The sequence below is a fragment of the Kitasatospora sp. NPDC088134 genome (assembly GCF_044741705.1).
GTDB lineage: Bacteria > Actinomycetota > Actinomycetes > Streptomycetales > Streptomycetaceae > Kitasatospora.
Window position 1 is genome coordinate 63,310 of record NZ_JBIUTD010000034.1, and the last position, 17,482, is coordinate 80,791.

General features: G+C 76.1%; 15 protein-coding genes and 1 pseudogene. 9 read left to right on the forward strand and 7 right to left on the reverse strand.

What is annotated here, in order from left to right; translation table 11 throughout:
* The first annotated feature begins 28 nt into the window (after positions 1–28).
* The 4 genes from ACIOHG_RS34095 to ACIOHG_RS34110 all read left to right on the forward strand — a co-directional run bounded on the left by ACIOHG_RS34095 (position 29) and on the right by ACIOHG_RS34110 (position 3,454).
* The gene (locus ACIOHG_RS34095) at positions 29–784 is read left to right on the forward strand and encodes a glutamate racemase (protein WP_400956480.1); all 756 of its coding nucleotides are present in this window, start codon (positions 29–31) and stop codon (positions 782–784) included.
* A 70-nt stretch (positions 785–854) separates the two neighbouring features.
* Positions 855–2,021, forward strand: a complete 1,167-nt coding sequence (locus tag ACIOHG_RS34100; RefSeq protein ID WP_400956482.1) for a glycosyltransferase — start codon at positions 855–857, stop codon at positions 2,019–2,021.
* An 87-nt stretch (positions 2,022–2,108) separates the two neighbouring features.
* A complete protein-coding gene (locus tag ACIOHG_RS34105) occupies positions 2,109–2,849 on the forward strand; it encodes an SAM-dependent methyltransferase (protein WP_400956485.1) in 741 nt (246 codons plus the stop codon).
* 32 nt (positions 2,850–2,881) lie between these two features.
* Positions 2,882–3,454 (forward strand): hypothetical protein, encoded by a 573-nt coding sequence (locus tag ACIOHG_RS34110; RefSeq protein ID WP_400956487.1) that lies wholly within the window; start codon positions 2,882–2,884, stop codon positions 3,452–3,454.
* Positions 3,455–3,461: 7 nt separating this feature from the next.
* On the opposite strand, the gene ACIOHG_RS34115 is transcribed toward ACIOHG_RS34110, so the two are convergent.
* From ACIOHG_RS34115 to ACIOHG_RS34140, 6 genes are all read right to left on the reverse strand, one after another.
* Positions 3,462–4,661, reverse strand: a complete 1,200-nt coding sequence (locus tag ACIOHG_RS34115) for a glycosyltransferase family 4 protein (protein WP_400956490.1) — start codon at positions 4,659–4,661, stop codon at positions 3,462–3,464.
* Between the two features lie 2 nt (positions 4,662–4,663).
* Positions 4,664–5,863 carry an ABC transporter ATP-binding protein gene (locus ACIOHG_RS34120; protein WP_400956492.1) on the reverse strand — a complete coding sequence of 400 codons (1,200 nt, stop codon included), beginning with the start codon at positions 5,861–5,863 and terminating at the stop codon, positions 4,664–4,666.
* Positions 5,853–6,752 carry an ABC transporter permease gene (locus tag ACIOHG_RS34125; protein WP_400956495.1) on the reverse strand — a complete coding sequence of 300 codons (900 nt, stop codon included), beginning with the start codon at positions 6,750–6,752 and terminating at the stop codon, positions 5,853–5,855. The genes ACIOHG_RS34120 and ACIOHG_RS34125 overlap by 11 nt, the downstream gene beginning before the upstream one ends.
* Before the next feature lie 319 nt (positions 6,753–7,071).
* Positions 7,072–7,869 carry a DsbA family protein gene (locus ACIOHG_RS34130; protein ID WP_400956497.1) on the reverse strand — a complete coding sequence of 266 codons (798 nt, stop codon included), beginning with the start codon at positions 7,867–7,869 and terminating at the stop codon, positions 7,072–7,074.
* Positions 7,870–8,029: 160 nt separating this feature from the next.
* Positions 8,030–8,551 carry an SPFH domain-containing protein gene (locus tag ACIOHG_RS34135; RefSeq protein ID WP_400956500.1) on the reverse strand — a complete coding sequence of 174 codons (522 nt, stop codon included), beginning with the start codon at positions 8,549–8,551 and terminating at the stop codon, positions 8,030–8,032.
* An 83-nt stretch (positions 8,552–8,634) separates the two neighbouring features.
* Positions 8,635–9,705 (reverse strand): glycosyltransferase, encoded by a 1,071-nt coding sequence (locus tag ACIOHG_RS34140; RefSeq protein WP_400956502.1) that lies wholly within the window; start codon positions 9,703–9,705, stop codon positions 8,635–8,637.
* Positions 9,706–9,894: 189 nt separating this feature from the next.
* On the opposite strand from ACIOHG_RS34140, the gene ACIOHG_RS34145 reads away from it, so the two are divergent.
* From ACIOHG_RS34145 to ACIOHG_RS34165, 5 genes are all read left to right on the forward strand, one after another.
* Positions 9,895–11,028, forward strand: coding sequence for a glycosyltransferase family 4 protein (locus ACIOHG_RS34145; protein ID WP_400956507.1), 1,134 nt, complete (start codon positions 9,895–9,897; stop codon positions 11,026–11,028).
* A gap of 335 nt (positions 11,029–11,363) precedes the next feature.
* Entirely contained in the window at positions 11,364–13,373 is a 2,010-nt protein-coding gene (locus tag ACIOHG_RS34150; RefSeq protein WP_400956510.1) for an AAA family ATPase, read from the forward strand.
* Positions 13,370–14,515: a glycosyltransferase gene (locus tag ACIOHG_RS34155; protein ID WP_400956512.1), complete on the forward strand. Its 1,146-nt coding sequence runs from the start codon at positions 13,370–13,372 to the stop codon at positions 14,513–14,515. The genes ACIOHG_RS34150 and ACIOHG_RS34155 overlap by 4 nt, the downstream gene beginning before the upstream one ends.
* On the forward strand, positions 14,500–15,534 hold the full coding sequence (locus ACIOHG_RS34160; RefSeq protein ID WP_400956515.1) for a GNAT family N-acetyltransferase: 1,035 nt from the start codon (positions 14,500–14,502) through the stop codon (positions 15,532–15,534). Before ACIOHG_RS34155 ends, ACIOHG_RS34160 begins: the two co-directional genes overlap by 16 nt.
* The gene (locus ACIOHG_RS34165; protein ID WP_400956517.1) at positions 15,534–17,066 is read left to right on the forward strand and encodes a hypothetical protein; all 1,533 of its coding nucleotides are present in this window, start codon (positions 15,534–15,536) and stop codon (positions 17,064–17,066) included. Before ACIOHG_RS34160 ends, ACIOHG_RS34165 begins: the two co-directional genes overlap by 1 nt.
* Positions 17,067–17,101: 35 nt before the next feature.
* On the opposite strand, the pseudogene ACIOHG_RS34170 reads toward ACIOHG_RS34165, so the two are convergent.
* Positions 17,102–17,392: pseudogene (locus tag ACIOHG_RS34170) on the reverse strand (zinc ribbon domain-containing protein); the annotation flags it as partial.
* Between the last annotated feature and the right edge of the window lie 90 nt (positions 17,393–17,482).

Genomic DNA, 17,482 nt, shown 5'->3' on the forward strand with positions numbered 1-17,482 from the left:
CGGGGCCGGAGGAGTAGAGTCGTCGCTCGTGAAGATCGCTCTCGTGGACTCCGGACTCGGACTGCTCGCCGCCGCCGCCGCGATCCGCCGGCTGCGGCCGGACGCGGACCTGGTCGTCTCCTGCGACCCCGACGGGATGCCCTGGGGGCCCCGGACGCCCGAGGACGTGACGGCGCACGCGAGAGCGTGTGCGCAGGCGGCGCTGGCGCACGGGCCGGACGTGCTGGTGCTGGCGTGCAACACGGCGTCGGTGCACGCGCTGGCGCACCTGCGGGCGGAGTTCGAGCCGGGCCTGCCGGTGATCGGGACGGTGCCCGCGATCAAGCCCGCGGCGGCGGCCGGCGGGGTGGTGGCGATCTGGGCCACCCCCGGCACCACCGGGAGCGCCTACCAGCGGGGCCTGATCGCCGAGTTCGGCGGCGCCGCCGAGGTGCACGAGGTGGCCTGCCCCGGGCTGGCGGAGGCGGTGGAGTACGCGGACGAGGCGGCGATCGCCGACGCGATCGCCTCGGCCGCCGCCCGGACGCCCGCGCACACCACCGACGTCGTGCTCGGCTGCACCCACTACGAACTGGTCGACGGGCAGATCGCCTCGGCGCTCGCCGCCCCCGCCCGGCTGCACGGCTCGGCGGACGCGGTCGCCGCGCAGGCGCTGCGCCGCCTCGGCCCCGGCCCGGCGGGCGACGGGACGCTGACCGTCCTGCACTCCGGGCGCCCCGCGTCGCTCCAGGTCGCGGCGCTGCGCTACCCGCAGGGCGAGGTGCTGACGGGCATCCGGGTCTGAGCGGTCCGGGCCCGCGGCTTCGCGGTCGCGCCTCTCGGGCGGCGGCCGCCCGCTGGGGCACACTGCCCGGGTGACGGTGCTCTGGTGGGTGTCGGTGGTGTCGCTGCTGGTGTGGGTCTGGCTGGTGGCGTGCCACGGCGGGTTCTGGCGGACGGACCAGCGGCTGCCGGCCGCGCCGGCGTCCGGGCCCGCGCGCTGGCCCGCGGTGGTGGTGCTGGTCCCGGCCCGGGACGAGGCGGACGTGCTGCCGGTGTCGCTGCCGAGCGTGCTCGCCCAGGAGTACCCCGGCCCGGCCCGGGTGGTGCTGGTCGACGACCACAGCACCGACGGCACCGGCGACCTGGCCCGCGCGCTGGCCGACCGCACCGGCGGCCTGCCGCTGACCGTCAGCACTCCCCCGCCGCTGCCCCCGGGCTGGACGGGCAAGCTCTGGGCGCTGCGCCACGGCGTCGAGCGGGCCGGGGACGCCGAGTGGCTGCTGCTCACGGACGCCGACATCGCGCACCGTCCCGGTTCGCTGCGGGCGCTGGTCGCGGCCGGGGAGGCGAACGGCCTGGACCTGGTCTCGCAGATGGCCCGGCTGCGGGTGGCGAGCCGCTGGGAGCGGCTGATCGTCCCCGCGTTCGTGTACTTCTTCGCCCAGCTGTACCCCTTCCGCCGGTCGAACCGGCCCGGTGCGCGGACGGCCGCGGCGGCGGGCGGCTGCTCGCTGGTGCGGCGGGACGCGCTGGAGCGGGCGGGCGGCGTCGCGGCGATCCGCGGCGCGGTGATCGACGACGTCTCGCTGGCCCGGGCCGTCAAGCGCACCGGCGGCCGCACCTGGCTCGGCCTGGCCGATCTGGTCGACTCCGTCCGCCCCTACCCCGGCCTCGGCCCGCTGTGGCGGATGGTCTCGCGCAGCGCGTACGCCCAACTCCGGTACTCGCCGCTGCTGTTGATCGGCACGGTGGTGGGTCTCGCGCTGGTCTACCTGGCCCCGCCGCTGACCGCCCTGGCCGGGCTGGCGGGCGGCGCCCGGTGGACGGCGGCCGCCGGCCTGACCGCCTGGGCCCTGATGGCGGGCAGCTACGTCCCGATGCTCCGCTACTACGGGGTCCGGCCCGCCGCCGCCCCGCTGCTGCCGTTCACCGCGCTGCTGTACCTGCTGATGACGGTCGACTCCGCCCTCCAGCACTGGCGCGGCCGGGGCGCGGCCTGGAAGGGCCGGACGTACCCGCAGCCGCAGCGCGCCGAATAGCCGCCCGCCCGGGCGGAACCTGCGACGGCCGGCGGCCCGACCGGGGCCCCTGGCATGGCGGTCCCGCCCGGCGGGCACGATGGGACGATGGAACGACACGAGATCTCCCGGATCGCGCACCGCGACCACCCGATCGCCGCTCCGCTGTCCGACGAGTCGGTGGGGTGGCTGCTGGAGCGGCTGCTGCGCGGGCGAGCCGGTGGGCGGCTGCTGGACCTCGGGTGCGGCGAAGCGGCTTGGCCGGTACGGGCGTTGGCCGCGCACCCGGAGTTGCGGGCGGTGGGGGTGGACACCGATGCCGCCGGGCTGGAGACCGGGCGGCGCACCGCCGAGCGGGCCGGGGTGGCCCGGCGGTTGGGGCTGCACCACGCCGACGTCCGGGAGTTCGCCCCGGCCGAGCCCTTCGACGCGGTGCTGAGCGTCGGTGCGACGTACGCGTTCGGCGGTCTCGCCGCGACCCTGGCCGCCGCCCGGCCGCTGCTCGCGCCCGGCGGCGCGGTACTGCTCGGCGAGTCCTACTGGGAGGGCGAACCCACGCCGCTGGCACGGGAGTTGTTCGGCGACGAGCTGCTCGACCTGCCGGGCACGGTCGACGCCGTCCGGGCCGCCGGCTGGGAGCCCGTCGCGGGCCACACCTCCACCCGGGCGGAACTCGACGCCTACGAGTGGGCCTGGACGGGGTCGCTCACCGACTGGGCGCTCGACCGGCCTCCGGGCCCGGACCGCGAGCAGGCGCTGCGGACCGCCGACGCGCACCGGCGGGAATGGCTGAACGGCTACCGGTCCGCCTTCGGGTTCGTCACACTCGTGCTGCGCCCGGGCGGCTGATCGGCCCGGCAGCCTCCCGAGGGGAATCGTCCATGGGCTTCCACGGCCACCTGCTCGCCTTCCGCACCGACGAAACCGGCAGCACCGACCGCCCCGCACTGCCCGAACTCCCGCACCCCGACGAGGCGTTGGCCCTTCCGGACGGCTGGTGGCTGCTGACCACCCGGATCGCCGCCCTGCCCGAGGAGCTGGCCGCCCGGCTCGCGGAGCGGACCGGCGCGCCCGCCCTGGTGGTGCAGGTCCACCACGACGACCGGTCGGTGGTCCGGGGCTGCGTCCCCGGCGGCGGGGCGTGGTCGTTCGAGCACAACGTCCGCCTGGTGGTGGAGCACGAGGTGCGGGAGCGGTTCGGCTGCGAGCGGGACGACGAGGGCCTGAGCGACGCGGAGTGGCAGGAGTGCGTCGACGAGGTCACCGCCGCCTGGACGGCCGACCGCGCCGAGGCCCGCCACCACGCCCTCGCCTGGGCCACCGCCACCGGCCGCCCCTTCGCCCCCGACCACCTCGAACTCGCCCTCGAATCCGACGAGTTGTCCGCCGAACAGGCCGCCCGCACCCTCCTCCACGCCCTCGGCGTGCCCACCGCCGACGGCATGGAGGGGTGACGGGGCGTCAGCGGCCGAGGAGGCGGCGGGCGGTGGGCTTGACGAACTCGTAGCGGGACATCTGTTCGAGGTCGCGGAGCCAGGCGGTGCGGCCCGAGGGGCGGCGGAGGAGTTCGCGGTAGATCTCCTCGAAGGCGGTGGAGACGTGGTCGAGGGAGAACCGGCCGACCACCCAGTCGCGGCCCCAGCGGCCGAGTTCGGTGCGGCGGGCCGGGTCGTCGGCGAGGGCGCGGATCTGAGCGGCCAGCGCCTTGGCGTCGGCGGGGTGGTCGCCGTGGCCGTACATGCAGCGGGAGGCGTGCGGTTCGACCAGCGGGCCGGGTTCGTGGATCGCGGTGTAGCCGCTCGCGCCGTGCACGATCACGGGCTTGCCGAAGGCGAGGCCGCGCAGCGCGGAGCCGCCCATGCCGAGGACCAGGTCGGCGGCCTGGTAGGCGGGGCGGGGGTCGGCGCGCTGGCCGGTGAGGACGATCGCCTCGCGGCCGAGCTCCTCGTTGCAGCGGGCGGCCTCGGCGCGCAGCCGCTCCTCGCTGGGGCCGCCGCCGACCACGGCGAGGACCAGGTTCGGGTCGTCGAGCAGGCGGACGGCGTTGATGGTGCGGGAGACGCCCGCGTCCTTCTCCAGGCCGGAGACCAGGCGGGTGACGATGCAGAGCAGCAACTGGTCGGGGGCGGCGCCGACTTCGGCGCGGAACTCGGCACCGGAGACCGCGCCCGGCGCGTCCGCCCCGGTGTCGACCGGGGGCTCGATCAGCCGCAGGTCGCGGTGGCCGAAGGCCCGGCCGTCCGGCATCAGGGCACCCAGGCCGAGGACCAGCGGCTGGTGGCGAGGCATGCCGCGGAGCATCCGGATGCCGTAGAAGGTGGTGACGATCGGAAGGCGGCCCTGCCGGCCGGGCCCGAAGTAGGCGTTGCGGGCGGCCCGGACCTCCCAGGCGTGGATCAGCTGGGAGCCGTGCTCGGCGGCGAGCCGGTCGAGCCGGGCCCGGACCACGGCGTGCGGGGTGTCCGGGTCGCCCGCCACCACCAGGTCGAGGTCGTGCGCGGCGGCGAGTTCGACCAGCGGGGCGGGGCCGTCCACGCCCTGCGCGAAGAGCACCGGCTCGTGGCCCCGGTCGCGCAGGGTGCGGGCGATGTCGACGGCGTTGAGCTGGGCGCCGCCGAGGGCCAGGTTGTTGAGGTGGACCAGGACCCGGACGGAACGCATGCTCAGTCCTCCCACTGGTGCGGCACGAAGACGGGCGCGGCCATCACGACGGCGCGCGGCGGGGTGTCGAGCATCGGGCCGAACACGTCGAACTGCCCGGCCGAGTGCCAGCTCATCAGCGTGCCGCCGTCCGTCTTGCCGATCGAGTAGACGCCCGTCCACAGGGTGTAGCGGCCGCGCGGCAGCGGCAGCCGGGGGATGACGCAGGCGACCTTGTGGTCGCCGCCGGTCATCCGGATCTCGTGGCTGATCTGGAAGATCGGGCTGGAGGTGCCCTCGCTGACGCCCAGGTGCAGGGTGGCGTCGCCGCGGTAGTCGCCGCCGAGGGTCAGTTCGACGGTGACCGGCTCGTCGGTGTGCAGGGTGGCGGCGTCCTCGTCCTCGCCGCGCACCTCGTACTTGAGCAGTTGGAGCGGTTCGCCGACCCGGGCGGACGCCTCGGACTGGGCCTCGATGGAGTCCCGGTAGCCGGCCAGCGCGTCCTTGATGCCGGCGTCGACCCGGACGGTGCCCTGCTCCAGCCAGACGCCGCGCCGGCAGATCGACTGCACGGCGGGCAGGTCGTGCGAGACGAAGACGATGGTGGTGCCCTGCTCGGCGACCTCGCGCATCCGGTCCAGGCAGCGCTGCTGGAAGACCGCGTCACCGACCGCCAGCACCTCGTCGACCAGCAGGACGTGCGGCTCCAGGTAGGCGGCGACCGCGAAGCCCAGGCGCATCTGCATGCCGGAGGAGTAGAACTTGACCTGCCGGTCGATCGCGCCGCCGAGCCGGGCGAACTCAACGATGTCGTCGAAGCGCCCGGCGACCTCGCGGCGCTTGAGGCCGAGCAGCGCGCCGAACAGGTAGATGTTCTCCCGGCCGGTCAGGTCGGGGTGGATGCCGGCCCGGATCTCGATCAGCGCGCCGATCCGGCCGCGCACGTCGATGACGCCCGCGTACGGGTACATCACCCGGGTCAGCATCTTCAACAGGGTCGATTTCCCCGACCCGTTGGAGCCGATCAGGCCGACCGACTCGCCGGGCTCGATGTGCAGGTTGATGTCGCGCAGCGCCCAGCGCCAGTCCTCGCCGCGGTCGCCGCGCAGGCGGCGGGCGACCTGGTCGACCCGGTCGCGCAGCAGCATCCGCTGCTGGTCGGCGCGGAACCGCTTCCAGACCTGCTCGGTGCGGATGGTGCCCAGAGGGTAGTCACGCGACATCGGCGATCCCCGTTTCCAGCTTCTTGAAGACCAGGTACCCGCCGACCAGGAAGACCAGCGAGCTGGCCGCGGCGATCAGCGTCATCCGGGCGTCCGGAGCCTCGCCGTACAGCAGCGCCTTGCGGTAGCCCTCGATGACGGCGCCGAGCGGGTTGACGCCGACGTAGATCTCCTGCAGGCGGTGCGGGATCTTGGCCAGCGGGTAGGCGACGGGGGTGGCGAAGACGCCCATCTGGGTGATGATCGGCAGCAGGTGGCGGACGTCGCGCAGGTAGACCACGGCGACCGAGAGGATCAGCGCGATGCCGTAGGTGAAGGCGAACTGGATGGCCAGCAGCGGCACCGCCCACAGGAAGGTGGCGGCGGGGGCCGTCCAGAAGACCAGGAACATCAGGCCGAGCACGCCGACGCCGATCACCATGTCGACGGTGGCGACCAGCATGGTCGCCAGCGGGAACACCTCGCGCGGGCAGTAGACCTTGTTCAGCAGGCTCAGGTTGTTGGCCAGGCTGAGCGCGCCCTGGTTCATCGTGTTGGAGAAGAACTGCCAGACGATCAGGCCGAGGTAGGCGAACAGCGTGTACGGGACGGCGCCGGTCTCGATCTTGACGGCCCGGTGGAAGACCAGGGTGAAGATGGCGCACAGCGCCAGCGGGGTGAGCACCGCCCAGGCGAAGCCGAGCACCGCCTGCTTGTACCGGGCGCGCAGGTCGCGCTCGGCCAGCGCCCGGACCAACTCCCGGGCGGCCCACAGCTCGCGGGCCACCTGGAGCGGGCGCAGGCGCCGTTTGAAGACGAGTTCGGGCGGCGGCCCGGCCGGGACCGGGGCGCCCGGCGGGGCGGTCGTGCTCCCGCGCTCGTCGATGACCTGTGCGCGCTGTCCCCCCACGGACTCCTGCCCTCTCCGGGGGCTGTGGTCTCCCCCGGTGCCTGTGCCGTCCGCCTGTGCCGTCCGGCCATGCCGTCTGCCGACCGGACCGGACAGGTCACGGCCGGGGCCGGCCGATCCCCCCGGCCGGTCGCCGCCGCTGCCCGGGCGGCCCGGCGACCACAATGACACAGAGTGTGCGGGGCGCGGGCGGGTTCGGTGAAGATTGCGCCAGCTCAGGCCGGGGGAAGGGGAGTTGGAAACGGTTACCGGCCGAACGGCACCGGCGGGGCGGGGGTGCGCGGCGGACGGACCGTCAGGAGCGCGCGGGGCGGGACGCTCAGCCGGCCGGCTGCTCGGCCACCAGCCGGTCGAGCTCGGCGGGCATGTTGTCGACGCCGCCGGACCGGGTCGGCGAGGTGCGGCCCGCCCCGTCCACGATCACCGTGGGCAGCTCGGTGACCTTGTTCGCGACGAACACCCGGGGCGCGTCCTCGACCAGCCGGTCGACCTCGGCGGAGCGGTACGCGGCCCGGAACCGGGCGGCGTCGATGCCGTGCGCGGACGCCCAGTCGACGGCGCTGTTCTCGGTGGTGAGGTCGGCGTGCTGCTCGCGGATCGAGCGGAACACGGTGGCCTGCAGCCGGTCGACCTGGCCGAGCCGCTCCAGGGTGTAGTACAGCCGGGCGTGCGCGCGCTGCGCGGCCTCGTCCGGGCTGCCGGTCCAGATCGCCGGGACCCGGCGCAGCGTGACGTCGTCCCGGTGGCGGCCGGCCCAGCTCTCCAGCGGCTGTTCCAGCTGCGCCGAGTGGTAGCAGTCGTACCAGAAGAACTCGACCGCCTCGTGCAGGCGTTCGGCCTTGTGGCCGGCACCGAGCGGCCCGGCCGGGGCGATCGTGGCGCCGGGCGCGGGCGCGGCCGGGTCGACGGGCCGCAGCGGGCGCAGCGCCGCCACCGGCGGGTGCTGCTGGGTGGGCGCGGTCGGCTGCTGCCCGGTCGGCTGCCGACCGGACGTCAGGAACTGCGGGCCGGGCGACCCGGCGGGGAGGGCGGACGCGGCCTGGGCGGCGACGGCCGGGGCGGCGAGCAGGCCGCCGGCGACGGCGAACAGGACAGTGGTGCGGAGCAGCGGATTCACCAGGGCAGCCTGGCAGGCGGCCCTGCGGCGTTCCACGCGACCGGGCCACGGGCGGCGGAATTCGCCGGAACGGAGCAGCAGCGGGACGACCCGATTCGGACGGGCGTTCGGCGGCTCGCTCCCCGTTCCGGCCCGGGCCGGAACGGCGGGTGAACTCCGTTCAGGGCAGGGTCGGTTCGGGCGTCGACGGGCCGGCGGGGGTGACGCCGCGGACCTCGACGTGGGCGAGCTCGACGCCCCAGTCGGCCGCGGCGGGGCGGACCTCGCGCAGCAGGGCGTGCCGCAACTCCGCGCGCGAGGTGGTGAGTTCGGCGTAGTCGCGCTGCTCGGCCGCGGTGCGCAGCGTCACCAGGCCGAGCTGGCAGACCGCCAGGTGGTAGTTGCGGACGCCGAGCAGGGCCGCCGACGGGTCGATGACGCGGTAGGTCAGCGCGGCCTCGATCCGGACCTGCCGGCCGTCCCGGGTCGGGCCCTGGAAGGGCAGCTCGACGGTCCGGTCGGACATGTCGACGCGGACGATCCGGTCGACGCACGGGACCACCACCGTCCAGCCGGGCTGCCTGGTCCGGTCGAGCGCCTTGCCGAGCCGGAACACCACGCCGCGTTCCTGCCGGCCGACCTTCCGCACCCCGCTCTGCGCGATCAGCAGCACCACCAGCACCGCCACGATCCACCCGGCCATCGGCCCCCCGTTTCCCACACGCCGTCAGGTGTCCAGTATCGCCGGGCGCCACCGTCCCGCCAGGGGGCGTCGGCCTGCGGGCCTCAGCGGGCGGCGACCTCGCGCAGCAGGTCCTGCCAGCCAGTGGTGACCACGTCGAGGTCGAAGCGGGCCCGGGCGTGGGCCCGGGCGGCGGCGCCGTGCGCGGCGCGGGCGGCGGGGTCGTCCAGCAGGGTGCGCAGCGCGGCGGCGAGGGCGGCGGGGTCGCCGGGCGGAACGAGCAGGCCGGTCTCGCCGGGGCGGACCACGTCGGAGACCCAGCCGACGTCGGTGGCGACGGCGGGCAGCCCGGCCAGCGCGGCCTCGATCAGCACGCCGGGGACGCCCTCGGAGTCGGAGGTGAGCAGCAGCAGGTCGGCGGCCCGGTAGAGCGGGGCGGGGTCGGCGAGCGGGCCGAGCAGGTGGACGCCCGGGCCGGGGGCGAGGCCGGCCCGCAGCGGGCCCTCGCCGGCCAGTGCGAGGTGCGTCCCGGCGGGGAGGGCGGCGTGCGCGGCCAGCGCCAGGTCGGGGCGCTTCTCGGGGCTGAGCGCGCCGACCCAGGCGATCAGCGGGCCGTCGGCGGGCAGGCCGAGGGCGGCCCGGGCGGCGGCCCGTTCGGCGGGGTCGGCGGCGGGCCGGAAGCGGTCGGCGGGGCGGGCGTTGGGGAGGGTGCGCAGGCGGCGGGCGGGGAGCCGGAAGCGCTCCCGGAGCACCTCGGCGGCGTGCGGGGAGATCGCGGCGACGACGGCGGCGCGGTGCAGCAGGGCGCCGACCCGCAGGCGGCGGGCGGGGCTCGCGGTCCAGTGCCGGGGGTCGCCGATGTTGACGTAGACGAAGGGGGTGCGGGCGGCGAACAGCGCGAGCGCGCAGGCCTGCAGGGTGGAGGAGCCGTGCGCGACCACCACGTCGGCGCGGGCGGCGGCCCGGCGCAGCGCGCGCAGGGTGGCGGGGTGGTGCCGGGACGGGCCGAGCACGGGGGTCGGGTCGGCGGGGTCGGCGTCGCGGTGCGGGTGCAGCGCGGTGAGCTCGGACGGCCCGCCGCGGCGCAGGAGTTCGGCGTGCAGGTCGCGGGCGAGGCGCTGGGCGCCGCGCGCCCGGGGGTCGGTGATCACGTGCAGTACGCGCGGCTCGGCCATGGGCCCGACCCTACCGAGCGGCGGGCGGCGCGGGCGGCGGTTCGGGGAAGCCCGCGGGGGCCGGGGCGGAGCCGGTCCGGCCGGGGCGGCGGGCGGTCGGGTTTCCTCCGGTTTCGCGGACGCGGGGGTGCCGGTGCTGGGATGCTGAGCGGCGGCCGGGGGGTGGCCCGGGCGAGGGGGTGTGGCGCGGTGCGCGTGGTGTACGTGATCGACAGTGTCAGCCGGGTGGGCGGCGCGGAGCAGGGCCTGGTGGCGATGGCTCCGCTGCTGGTGCGCTCGGGCGTGGAGCTGCACGTGGCGTTCCTGAAGGAGTCGCCGGGCGGGTTCCAGGAGGAGCTGCGGGCGGCGGGCGCGGGCGTGCTGCCGGTGCTGCGGGGCTCGCGCTCGGCCCGGGTGGCCGGGCTGCGGGACGAATTCCGGCGGCTGCGGCCGGAGTTGGTGCACACCACGCTGTACGAGTCGGACGTGCTGGGGCGGGCGGCGGCGCTGTCCGTCCGGGTGCCGGTGGTGTCGAGCCTGGTGAACGCGGCGTACGGGCCGGAGCACCTGCACGCGCGCGGGCTGCACCCGTGGAAGGTGCGGGCGGCGCAGGGCGTGGACGCGCTGACCGCGCAGGGGGTGCGGCGCTTCCACGCGCTGACCGAGCACGTGGCGGACGTGATGGCGGCCCGGCTGCGGGTGCCGCGGCGGCGGATCGACGTGGTGCCGCGCGGCCGGGACGTGGAGCTGCTGGGGTCGGTGACGCCGGAGCGGCGGGCGGCGGTGCGCGGGCGGCTGGGGCTGGCGGAGGACGTCCCGGTGGTGCTGGCGGCGGCCCGGCAGCAGTACCAGAAGGGCCTGGACGTGCTGGTGTCGGCGTGGCCGCGGGTGCGGGCGGCGCGGCCGGACGCGGTGCTGCTGCTGGCGGGCAGCCGGGGCGCGGAGACGGCCCGGCTGGAGGAGTTGGCGGGCCGGACCTCGGGCGTGCGCTTCCTGGGGCCGCGCGACGACGTGTTCGACCTGATGGCGGCGGCGGAGGTGTTCGCGGTGCCCTCGCGCTGGGAGGGGCTGGGGAGCGCGGCGATGGAGGCGATGGGCGTGGGGGTGCCGCTGGTGTGCGCGGACGTGCCCGCGCTGCGCGAGACCGCCGGGTCGGAGGAGTGCGCGCTGCTGGTGCCGCCGGAGCGGCCGGAGGAGCTGGCGGCGGCGCTGCTGCGGGCGCTGGACGGGCGCGGGGAGGCGCTGGTGCGGGCGAAGGCGGCCCGGGCGCGGTTCCTGGGCCGGTTCACGCTGCCGCAGGTGTCGGCGCGGATGGTGGAGTTCTACGAGCGCGCGCTCGCCTGAGCGGGTCCGGGTCCGCCACCGGTCCGGCCCGGCCGACCCGTCCGGGCAGGGGCGCTTCAGGTGCGCACCGGCGCCGACCTTTTGATGACGATTCGTCAGATTGTGTACGCGCGTCCGGAATCCGTCCACAGCTTGGTCCCAGAATCGCCAAAGTGCTTGCGCCGCAGGTCCGGGGCCGGAAGCATCGGGCACGGGGGCAGGTCGACGGGGGCACGGGGGATTTCGCGGGTCCGGGGACGCCGGGCCGGGCCGTACCGATGCGCGCCGCCCGCGGGGGCGGGGTCGGCCGGGGCGTGCGCGTGTGTGCACCGAGACGAGGCGAGGGGAACCAACCGATGGAACCGGCAAATCTGTTCACCGTTCTGCGGCGGTACTGGCGGCTCCTGGCGGGCTGCACGGTCGCCGCCCTGATCGTGGGGTTCCTGCTGACTCCGGCCGGTGACGCGGTCGACAACGGCAAGTGGCAGTGCAAGGTGGCGATCACGCCGGTCGCGGGCGCGGCCGACACCGTCCGGGCCGACCAGGTGCTGTCGTACGCGCAGGGCTCCGCGGTGACCACCGCGGCCGCGCAGAAGCTGGGCTTCAAGGACGTGGCGGGCCTGTCCGCGCGCCGGACGGTGACCGCGGCCTCCACCCAGATGCTGCTGTTCACCACCACCGGGCCGACCCAGCAGGAGTGCGCGAACCTCGCGGCGGCGCTCTCCGAGGCGACCATCACCGGCTACAGCCAGGAGTCCCGGAAGAGCGCCGACGAGTCGATCAAGCGCCTGCAGGCCCAGGCGGACTCGCAGCAGCAGCAGTTGGACGACCTGCAGAAGTCCTTCAACAAGGGCAACGCGGGCGAGCAGGCCCGGCTGCAGCCGCAGCTGTCGACCGCCACCGCCGCGCTCACCAAGACCCTCGGCCTGATCGCCGACCTGCGCAGCTACAGCCAGACCGACGCGATCCAGCAGTGGGGCTCGATCGACACCAAGGAGCTCGGCGGCAACCTGCTGACCTCGCCGACCCGCAGCGTCCGGCTGACCCTCGCGGTGGTGCTCGGCCTGGCGCTGGGCGTGGTCGCCGCGCTGATGCTGTCCCGGATGGACACCCGGCTGCGCAGCCGGGACGGCGCCGAGGAGGCGTTCAACCTGCCGGTGATCGGCGAGATCCCCCGGCTGTCGCGCCGCCTGCGCCGGCTGCGCGAGCCGCTGGTGACCTCCCGCCCGGAGGACCCGGTCACCGAGGCGTACCGCTCGCTGCGCTCCACCCTGCTGCTGACCGGCCCGGAGGCGCTGTCGGCGCAGCTCGGCCAGGGCGGGGCGGCCCAGGAGGAGCGCCGGGTGCGGCGCGGCACCGAGCCGGCGCCGGTGGTGCTGGTGATGTCGGGGCGCTCCGGCGACGGCCGGACGACCACGGTGGCGAACCTGGCGGCGACGCTCGCCGAGACGGGCCGTCAGGTGCTGGTGCTGGACTGCGACTTCCGCCAGCCGGAGCTGCACGAGCAGTTCGCGGTGAGCGAGGGCCCGGGCATGGCGGAGCTGCTGTCCGCGGAGCAGCTGACCGACCCGGTGGACCTGATCCGGCGCACCAACGTGCCCGGCGTGGCGATGATCACCGGCGGCAACGCCAACGCCTACCCGGCGGCGCTGGTGCTGCGGGCCGGCGAGGTGCTGCGGCTGGCCCGGCGGCACGCGGACGTGGTGCTGATCGACTCCTCGCCGCTGCTGAACGCCAACGACGCCTACGACCTGGTGCAGCACGCGGACGCGGTGCTGGTGACGGTGATGGCGGGCAACCTGCGCCCGGAGGAGGCCGACCGGGTCTCCGAGCTGCTGTCGCGCACCGGCGTGCCGGTGGCGGGCGTGGCGCTGCTGGGCGCCGAGGTCGCCACCGGGCGGCGCAAGCGCGGCCTGGAGCTGGGCAGGCTGGCCGGCAAGGTGCCGCTGGTGCCGACGGCGCCGCGCGCCACCGAGAGCGTGCCGCGGCCCGAGCAGCGCCGGCCCGAGCCGGTCCGCACCGAGCCCGTCCGCACCGAGGCCGTCCGCACCGAGCCGGCCCGGGGCGAGGCGCAGCGCGAGCCGCAGCGCTCCGGCCCGCAGCACGGCAGCCCCCAGCACGGGAGCCCCCAGCAGAGCGGCCCGCAGCACGGCGGCGCCCAGCACGGCAGCCGGGCCGAGCAGCGCCGCGCGGGCGGCGAGCACCAGCGCCCGGCGGGGGCGCGCCGGGGCGAGCCGGTGTACGGCGAGAGCGAGGGCGGCGACCGCCGCTCCACCCCGAGCTGGGGGCGCCGGTCGGCCGAACTGCCGCCGGAGGAGGGGCCGGTGGAGACCACCCTGCAGCTGCGCCTGGGCGAGGAGCGGTGACCGGCCGGGCCAAGGTGCTCTGGCTGGCGAAGGGCCTGGGCCGCGGCGGCGCCGAGCAACTGCTGGTCAACTGCGTGCGCCACGCGGACCGTTCGCGCTACGACATCGAGGTGGCGTACGTGCTGCCGCACAAGGACGCGCTGGTGCCGGCCCTGGAGGCGGCGGGCGTGCCGGTGCACTGCCTGGGCGGCCCGCCGGGGCGGCGCTGGCCGCTGCGGCTGCGGGCGCTGCTGGCGGAGCGCCGCTACGACCTGGTGCACACCCACATGCCGGTGCCCGCGGTCGCGGCCCGGCTGCTGTCCGGCGGCCGGGGCGGGCCGCGGCTGGTGCACACCGAGCACAACCTGTGGGAGCGCTACCGGCGGCCCACCCGGTGGGCGAACGCGCTGACGTACGGGCGCAACGCGGCCGTCGTGGCGGTGTCCCGGGCGGTCGCGGACGGCATCGGGCGGCGGCGCCCCGACCCCGACTGGCTGACAGTGGTGCACCACGGGCCCGACCTGGGCGGCGCCCCGTCCGGCCCGGCGGCCCGGCGGGCGGCCCGGGCGGAGCTGGGCCTGCCGCCCGACGCGCTGGTGGTCGGCACGGTCGGCAACCTGACGCCGAAGAAGGACCAGGCCGGGCTGCTGGCCGCGTTCGAACTGCTGCGCCGGGCGCACCCGGCGGCCCGGCTGGTGGTGGTCGGCACCGGCCCGCTGGAGGCCGAGCTGAAGGCCCGGGCCGGGCGGGGCGTGCTGTTCACCGGCTCCCGGGGCGACGTGCCGGCGCTGCTGCCGGGCTGGGACGTGTTCTGCCTGAGCTCCCGTCAGGAGGGCCTGCCGGTGGCGCTGATGGAGGCGATGACCACCGGCCTGCCCGCGGTCGTGACCCGGGTCGGCGGCATGCCGGAGGTGCTGGACGACGGCGTCGAGGGCCGGCTGGTGCCGCCCGGCGACCCGGCGGCGCTGGCCGCCGCGCTGGGCGGGCTGGCCGCCGACCCGGGGCTGCGCGAGCGGATGGGCGCGGCCGCCCGGGAGCGGTCGAAGTCCTTCGACGTGGCGGGGGCGCAGCGGGCGATCGAGCGGGTCTACGCACGGGTGCTGGCGAACCGAGGTACGGGGCGGAGTCCGGAGGGGACGAGCACGACGTGGGTGGCGAACTGACGTACCGCCGGCCGGAGCCGGCGGACGTGCCGGCGGTGCTGGAGCTGTTGACGGCCTCGCTGGCGGGCGGCCCGACCGGGCGGCGCAGCGCGGAGTTCTTCGACTGGAAGCACCGGGCGAACCCGTTCGGGGCGAGCCCGGGCCTGCTCGCGGTGGCCGCGGACGGGCGGATCGCGGGGGTGCGGCTGTTCCTGCGCTGGTCCTGGCGCGGCCGGGACGGGCGCGAGGTGCGGGCGGTGCGGCCGGTGGACACCGCGACGCACCCGGACTTCCAGGGGCGCGGGATCTTCCGCCGCCTCACCACGGACCTGCTCGAACAGGTCGCCGACGACACCGAGCTGGTGTTCAACACGCCGAACGGCAACAGCCTGCCGGGCTACCTGCGGATGGGCTGGCGGGAGCTGGGCCGGGTGCCGGTGGCGCTGCGGGTGGCCCGGCCGCTGTCCTTCGCCCGGGGCGCCCGGGCGGCGCTGGCCCGGCGGCCCGGCCCGGCGGGGCCGCCGCGCTGCGAACTGCCGTCGGCGGCCGACTGGTTCGCCGCCCCCGACCCGCGCCTGGCCGAGCTGCTGGCCGAGCGGGAGCGGGCGGACGCCGCCGACCCGCGGCTGCGGACCGTCCGCACCGCCGGGTACCTGGCCTGGCGGTACGGGGCGGCGCCGGGCCTGGACTACCGGGTGGCGACGGTCGAGCGCGGCGGTGAGCTGGTCGGGCTGGCGTTCGGCCGGCCCCGGCGGCGCGGCCCGCTGGCCGAGTTCACGCTGGCCGAGCTGATCGTCCGCCCGGGCGACCGGGCCGCCGCCGCGCAGCTGCTGCGCACCGCGGCCGCCGCGGGCTGCGACCACGCCGCGACCCACCTGGCGCCGGGCACCGAGGCCGCCGCGGCGGGCCTGCGGGCGGGCTGCGTGACGGCGCCGCGCACCGGCATGGTGCTGGCCGCCCGCACCCCCACCGGGCCGCTGCCGGCCGGGCGGACGCTCGGCGACTGGCGGTTCAGCCTCGGCGACCTGGAGGTCTTCTGATGGCGGCCGTGCTCGCCGCCCGCTCCCCCGCCCGCGGCTCCCGCACCCTGGCGGTGCGGGCCCGCGCGGCGGCCCGGCGCACCCGGCCGACCTGGGTGGCTGGGGCGGTGGTGGTCGGCTACGTGACGGTGTTCGTGCTGGCGATGGTGCACAGCAGCTACGACACCTGGGGGGCGCTGCTGGTGGCGCCCGCGCTGATGGCGATCGGCACGCCGATCCTGGCCCGGGTCGCCGCGGGCAACCCGGAGCCGGCGGTGTTCCGGCTGCTGCTGGTGGCGATGGCGGCGAAGCTGGCCTGCGCCTTCCCGCGCTACCTGATGGCCTTCGTGCTGTACGGCGGCGCGGCGGACGCGAAGATGTACCACACCAGGGGCGCGGACCTGGCCCGCTACCTGGACACCGCGGACCTCTCCACCGGCCTGCACTACGACCTGGGCATGAAGGTCGCCGGCACCGGCTTCGTCATCATCGTCACCGGCGTGGTCTACGCGATCACCGGGCCGACCCTGGTCGGCGGCTTCCTGGTGTTCTCCTGGATGGGCTTCTGGGGGCTGCTGCTGTTCTGGCGGGCCCTGCAGATCGCCTACCCGGAGGCGGACTCCCGGCGGTACGCGAAACTCGTCTTCTTCCTGCCCTCGCTGCTGTTCTGGCCGTCCAGCATCGGCAAGGACGCCTGGATGATGTTCTGCCTGGGCCTGACCACGTACGGGGTGGCCCGGCTGCTGGAGCGCCGGTTCGGCGCGTTCGTCTGCATCGCGCTGGGGTCGCTGGGCACCGCGATGGTCCGGCCGCACGTCACGGTGCTGGCGGGCGCCGGGCTGAGCGTGGCGTACCTGCTGCGCAAGCGGCCCGAGCAGGTGTCGGCGCTGGGGCCGCTGCGCACGGTGGTGTCGGTGGTGGTGCTGGGGGCGGGCGTGATGCTGATGCTCCAGCAGGTGTCGACCTTCTTCGGCACCAACGGCACCGGCGGCGACGCCGTCAACCAGGTGCTGTCGGAGACCTCGCGGCGCACCTCGCAGGGCGACTCGGTGATCAACGCGGCCGCCGCGGAGGACGCGGCCCCGGCGTTCAGCCTGAACCCGGCGCGGCTGCCGGTCTCGGTGATCAGCGTGCTGTTCCGGCCGTTCCCGTTCGAGGCGTCGAACGTGCAGAACCTGATCCAGTCGGTGGAGTGCTTCGCGCTGCTGGTCATGTTCGTCCGGGCCTGGCCGCAACTCGCCCGCATCCCCAAGCTGTTCGTGCGGCGCTCCTACGTGGCCTTCACCGTGGTCTACACGCTGCTGTTCTGCTGGGCCTTCTCCACCATCAACAACATGGGCATCCTGTCGCGCGAACGCGTCCAGGTACTGCCCCTGGTCCTGGTCCTGCTCGCCGTCCCCAGGCCCACCCCCGCCGGCCCCGTCACCCGCCGCCGCCGACCACCCCTGTGGCGCGTCCAGCCCGGCCAGTGGCGCACCCGCCCGGCCCCCGAACCTCCGGCCGCCACCGGCGCCCCGGACCCGAATCGAACCCAGGGGGGATCGACTCCTTGACCTCTCTCCTCCTCGCGGAGGGGTCCCCCTCGGCCTCACGGCCGAGCCGCCGCGCCCGCGCGCGGTGGTGGGACGGTTTCCTGCTTCACCGACGACTGCCCGCCCGGAGTGCTCCGTTGAGGTCCTACGCCGTCTCCACAGGCTGCAACCGCCAGTCCGGCGGCCAGGATGTTGCGCGCCGCGTTGACGTCCCGGTCGTGCACGGCGCCGCAGGCGCACCCCCACGCACGGACGTGCAGCGGCAGCCGGTCGCGGAGGGCCCCGCACGCCGAGCAGAGCTTCGAACTGGGGAACCACCGGTCGACGACGACCAGTTCACGTCCGTAGTGAGGTCGGTCCGGGGCGCCCTGCCGACGTTGCCGTCGGTGGGTTTCCCCGAACCGCCTCCCGAACCCGCCGTGCGCCTCACAACGCAA

What these genes read in the sequence shown, in the direction of transcription:
- ACIOHG_RS34105 (WP_400956485.1), top strand. Translation starts at nt 2,109, where the DNA reads ATGGAACGACACGAGATCTCCCGGATCGCGCACCGCGACCACCCGATC.
- ACIOHG_RS34110 (WP_400956487.1), top strand. Translation starts at nt 2,882, where the DNA reads ATGGGCTTCCACGGCCACCTGCTCGCCTTCCGCACCGACGAAACCGGC.
- ACIOHG_RS34115 (WP_400956490.1), bottom strand. Translation starts at nt 4,661, where the DNA reads ATGCGTTCCGTCCGGGTCCTGGTCCACCTCAACAACCTGGCCCTCGGC.
- ACIOHG_RS34120 (WP_400956492.1), bottom strand. Translation starts at nt 5,863, where the DNA reads ATGTCGCGTGACTACCCTCTGGGCACCATCCGCACCGAGCAGGTCTGG.
- ACIOHG_RS34135 (WP_400956500.1), bottom strand. Translation starts at nt 8,551, where the DNA reads ATGGCCGGGTGGATCGTGGCGGTGCTGGTGGTGCTGCTGATCGCGCAG.
- ACIOHG_RS34140 (WP_400956502.1), bottom strand. Translation starts at nt 9,705, where the DNA reads ATGGCCGAGCCGCGCGTACTGCACGTGATCACCGACCCCCGGGCGCGC.
- ACIOHG_RS34150 (WP_400956510.1), top strand. Translation starts at nt 11,364, where the DNA reads ATGGAACCGGCAAATCTGTTCACCGTTCTGCGGCGGTACTGGCGGCTC.
- ACIOHG_RS34165 (WP_400956517.1), top strand. Translation starts at nt 15,534, where the DNA reads ATGGCGGCCGTGCTCGCCGCCCGCTCCCCCGCCCGCGGCTCCCGCACC.